General features: G+C 72.2%; 5 protein-coding genes. 4 read left to right on the top strand and 1 reads right to left on the bottom strand.

Translation table 11 applies throughout. The features are described from left to right. Nucleotides 1–6: 6 nt before the first annotated feature. From VFV89_RS04950 to VFV89_RS04940, 3 genes are all read left to right on the top strand, one after another. Nucleotides 7–138 carry a helix-turn-helix domain-containing protein gene (locus VFV89_RS04950; protein ID WP_329704797.1) on the top strand — a complete coding sequence of 44 codons (132 nt, stop codon included), beginning with the start codon at nt 7–9 and terminating at the stop codon, nt 136–138. Between the two features lie 526 nt (nt 139–664). Continuing rightward, nucleotides 665–1,114 carry a Zn-ribbon domain-containing OB-fold protein gene (locus tag VFV89_RS04945; RefSeq protein WP_329704796.1) on the top strand — a complete coding sequence of 150 codons (450 nt, stop codon included), beginning with the start codon at nt 665–667 and terminating at the stop codon, nt 1,112–1,114. Then, the gene (locus tag VFV89_RS04940) at nt 1,111–2,301 is read left to right on the top strand and encodes a lipid-transfer protein (RefSeq protein ID WP_329704795.1); all 1,191 of its coding nucleotides are present in this window, start codon (nt 1,111–1,113) and stop codon (nt 2,299–2,301) included. The genes VFV89_RS04945 and VFV89_RS04940 overlap by 4 nt, the downstream gene beginning before the upstream one ends. Nucleotides 2,302–2,320: 19 nt before the next feature. Here VFV89_RS04940 and VFV89_RS04935 read toward each other — a convergent pair whose 3' ends face one another. Then, nucleotides 2,321–2,830 (bottom strand): VOC family protein, encoded by a 510-nt coding sequence (locus VFV89_RS04935; protein WP_329704794.1) that lies wholly within the window; start codon nt 2,828–2,830, stop codon nt 2,321–2,323. Nucleotides 2,831–2,948: 118 nt separating this feature from the next. Here VFV89_RS04935 and VFV89_RS04930 point away from each other — a divergent pair, with 118 nt between their 5' ends. After that, the gene (locus tag VFV89_RS04930; RefSeq protein WP_329704793.1) at nt 2,949–3,365 is read left to right on the top strand and encodes a VOC family protein; all 417 of its coding nucleotides are present in this window, start codon (nt 2,949–2,951) and stop codon (nt 3,363–3,365) included. Nucleotides 3,366–3,632 lie beyond the last annotated feature (267 nt).

The raw sequence follows: 3,632 nt of genomic DNA, 5'->3' as shown, positions 1-3,632 counted from the left end.
CCCACGATCGGCTCCACCGAGGACGCTCGCGACGCGGTGGCGCTGCTCGAGAACGCTGACGCGGTGCTGGTGCACGAGGACGGCAAGCCGGTCGGCGTGCTGACGAGGCAGGACCTGCTGGCGTTCCTGTCGCGGTAGTCGAGGCTGGGAGACGCCTCCCCTTCATCGTGCCTGTCGAGATGTCCGCGGGCTGGGCGCCCGGGTGACTTCCGGCGCCGGCTGCGGGGGTCTCGACGGGCTCGACCGGCGGGTGGCTGGGCGGGTGCCTTCGCTATAGCCGGGGCTGGGAGCCGCCCACCGCTCATCGAGCCTGTCGAGATGTCCGCGGGCTGGGCGCCCGGGTGACTTCCGGCGTCGGCTGCGGTGGTCTCGACGGGCTCGACCGGCGGTGGTCGGGGCTGGGAGCCGCCTCCCGGCTCATCGTGCCTGTCGAGCTGTCCGCGGGCTGGGCACCCGGGGTGACCCCCAGCGCCGGCTGCGGTGGTCTCGACGGGCTCGACCGGCGGTGGTCGGGGCTGGGAGCCGCCCCCGTTCATCGAGCCTGTCGAGATGTCCGCAGGCTGGGCACCCGGGGTGACCCCCAGCGCCGGCTGCGGGGGTCTCGACAGGCTCGACGGCGGGGGTCGGCTAGGATGAGAACACGTTCTAGTTCGTCGGAGGGCGAGTGCGCGCAGCGGTCGAGGGGTGGTTCACCACTGGGCCGGCGCCCGCGCTGCTCGGGTCGCGGTGCACCACGTGCGCGACCGTCTGGTTCCCGCCGACCGCTCCGGATCGCCAGGGCTTCTGCCGCAACCCCGCCTGCGACGGTGAGGAGCTCGAGAGCACCGAGCTGAGCCGGCGCGGCACGGTGTGGAGCTACACCGACGCGCAGTACCAGCCGCCTGCGCCGTACGTCGCGCGCACCGACCCCTACCAGCCGTTCGCGCTGGCGGCGGTCGAGCTCGCCGAGGGGCTCATCGTGCTCGGCCAGGTGGCCGACGGGTACGGCGTCGCGGACCTGCGGGTCGGCGCCGAGGTCGAGCTCGTCGTCGAGCCGCTCGACGGTGATGAAGGGGAGCTGCTGGTCTGGCGGTGGAAGCCGGTCACCGAGCTCGGCGAGGAGGCGGACCAGTGAGCGCCTCGGAGATCGCGGTCCTCGGCGTCGGCATGCATCCATGGGGCAAGTGGGGCCGGCCGTTCACGGAGTACGGCGTGGTCGCCGCCCGGGCCGCGCTCGACGACGCCGGCATCGACTGGCGCGAGGTCGACCTCGTGGTGGGCGGCGAGACCGTCCGCAACGGGTACGCCGGCTACGTCGCCGGCGCCACCTTCGCCCAGGCGCTCGGCTGGAACGGCGCCCGGGTCGCCACGTCCTACGCCGCCTGCGCCACCGGCGCCCAGGCCCTCGACACCGCGCGGGCCCGGATCCTGGCCGGGCTCTCCGAGGTGGCGCTCGTGGTCGGCGCGGACACCACGCCGAAGGGGTTCCTGGCGCCCAACGCGGGGGAGCGGTGGGACGACCCGGACTGGCTGCGGTTCCGGCTGCTCGGCGTGACCAACCCGGCGTACTTCGCCCTCTACGCCCGCCGCCGGATGGAGCTCCACGGCGCCACCCCCGAGGACTTCGCGCTGGTCAAGGTGAAGAACGCCCGGCACGGGCTGGCCAACCCCAACGCGCGCTACCGCGAGGAGGTCAGCGTCGAGGAGGTCCTCGGGAGCGCGGTCGTCTCCGACCCGCTGCACCTGCTCGACATCTGTGCCACCTCCGACGGTGCGGCCGCGGTCGTGGTGGCGAGCACGGCGTACGCGCGAAAGGTGGGCGTGGCCGACCCGGTCCGGGTCGACGCGGTCTCCACGGTCACGCCGACGTTCCCGAACGCGGTCCTCGACATGCCGAACATCGCCACCGACTCCACCCAGGACGGCCGACCGGAGCGGACGTTCAAGGAGTCGATCGCGGACGCTGCCTACGAGGAGGCGGGGATCGGGCCCGAGGACGTCGACCTCGCCGAGGTCTACGACCTGTCCACCGCGCTCGAGCTGGACTGGATGGAGGACCTCGGGCTGTGCCGGCCCGGCGAGGCCGAGAGCCTGCTGCGGGCCGGCGAGACCACGATCGGCGGGCGGGTCCCGGTCAACCCGTCGGGCGGGCTGGCCTGCTTCGGCGAGGCGGTGCCCGCCCAGGCGCTGGCCCAGGTCTGCGAGGTCACCTGGCAGCTGCGCGGCCGGGCCACCGGCCGGCAGGTCGAGGGCGCCCGGGTCGGGATCACCGCCAACCAGGGGCTCTTCGGCCACGGCTCGTCGGTCCTGCTGAGCATCTGAGGCGGCGTGCGTCGCACAGTCAGAGCGCCGGCGGACTCGACCAGGCCGTCTCGCGGCCGCTGAGCTCCCGGTCGAGCGTCTCCTGGGCCACCCGCATCGACTCGGCGTACGCCGGCTCGCGAAGTCGCCGGATCATGACGTCGGGCGGCACGTCCTCGACGTGCTGGGTGATCCACCAGATGTTGCCCAGTGGGTCACGCACCCGCCCGCCACGCTGGCCGAAGGCACTGTCCGAGAGTGGTGTCACGACGCGCGCGCCCGCACCGAGCGCTGCGGCCATCGTCGCGTCGGCATCATCCACCCACACCCGCAGCAGCGCCGGGAGCGGCGGCCAGTCGGGCCGGCTGTCGAATGCGAGCAGCCACGTGTCGCCGATCCGCAGCTCGGCGTGGCCGATGCCGCCGTCCTCCGTCGGCACCCTGGAGATCTCCACTGCGCCGAAGACCTCGATGGTGAAGTCGATGAGCCGGGCGGTGTGCGCGCTTGCGATCCAGCTCTGCACCGTGGTGTTGGCACCGTTCGCGTCCATGCAGTGAGGCTGACAGCCGTTGCGGTCGGATCCTGGCCGCAACAGCACTTTTGTCGGTCGCGTTCAGTTGAGAGTGTGGTGGATGGCCTGAACGCGAACCACGACTCGAGGAGACGACATGGCCATCTTGAACCCCTACCTGAACTTCAACGGCAGCGCCCGCGAGGCCATGGAGTTCTACCGCGACGTGTTCGGCGGCGAGCTCAACGTGATGACGTTCGGTGACATGGGATCCCAGGGCGGTGAGCACGAGGCGCCCGCGGACGGCGTCATGCACGCACAGCTCACCAGCGACCTCGGCTTCACACTGATGGGCGCCGACACGCCACCAGGCATGGGCGAGGCCGGTTCCAACGGACAGGTCAGCCTCAGCGGCGACGAGGGCGACGCGCTGCGCGGCTACTTCGACAAGCTCGCTGACGGCGGGCAGGTCACGGTGCCGATCGAGAAGCAGGTGTGGGGCGACGAGTTCGGCATGTGCGTCGACCGGTTCGGTGTCACCTGGCTGGTCAACATCTCCGGCCAGCAGCAGTAGGACACCCCCCGGGGACCGGTGTGCAGCGCGGCCAGCGGACACCTCGCCAGCGCACTGTCGCGGCCAGCACCACCTGCGCTCCTGAGGCCGGACTCCCGGTTCCACCGGCCGAGGCATGCATGTCGCCTGCTTCGGTCACCGGGTGATGAATGCCCGACGACCGAGAGGATGCCATGAGCACCCCCGACGAGCAGGCCGGCGCACAGGCCCTGCTCCAGCAACTCGCCTCCAGCATCGCCCTCCTCCCGCAGGAGCTGCCCGACGGCG

Source organism: Nocardioides sp. (genome assembly GCF_036274455.1).
Taxonomy (GTDB): domain Bacteria; phylum Actinomycetota; class Actinomycetes; order Propionibacteriales; family Nocardioidaceae; genus Nocardioides.
This window is presented reverse-complemented; position numbering and strand designations above follow the sequence as displayed.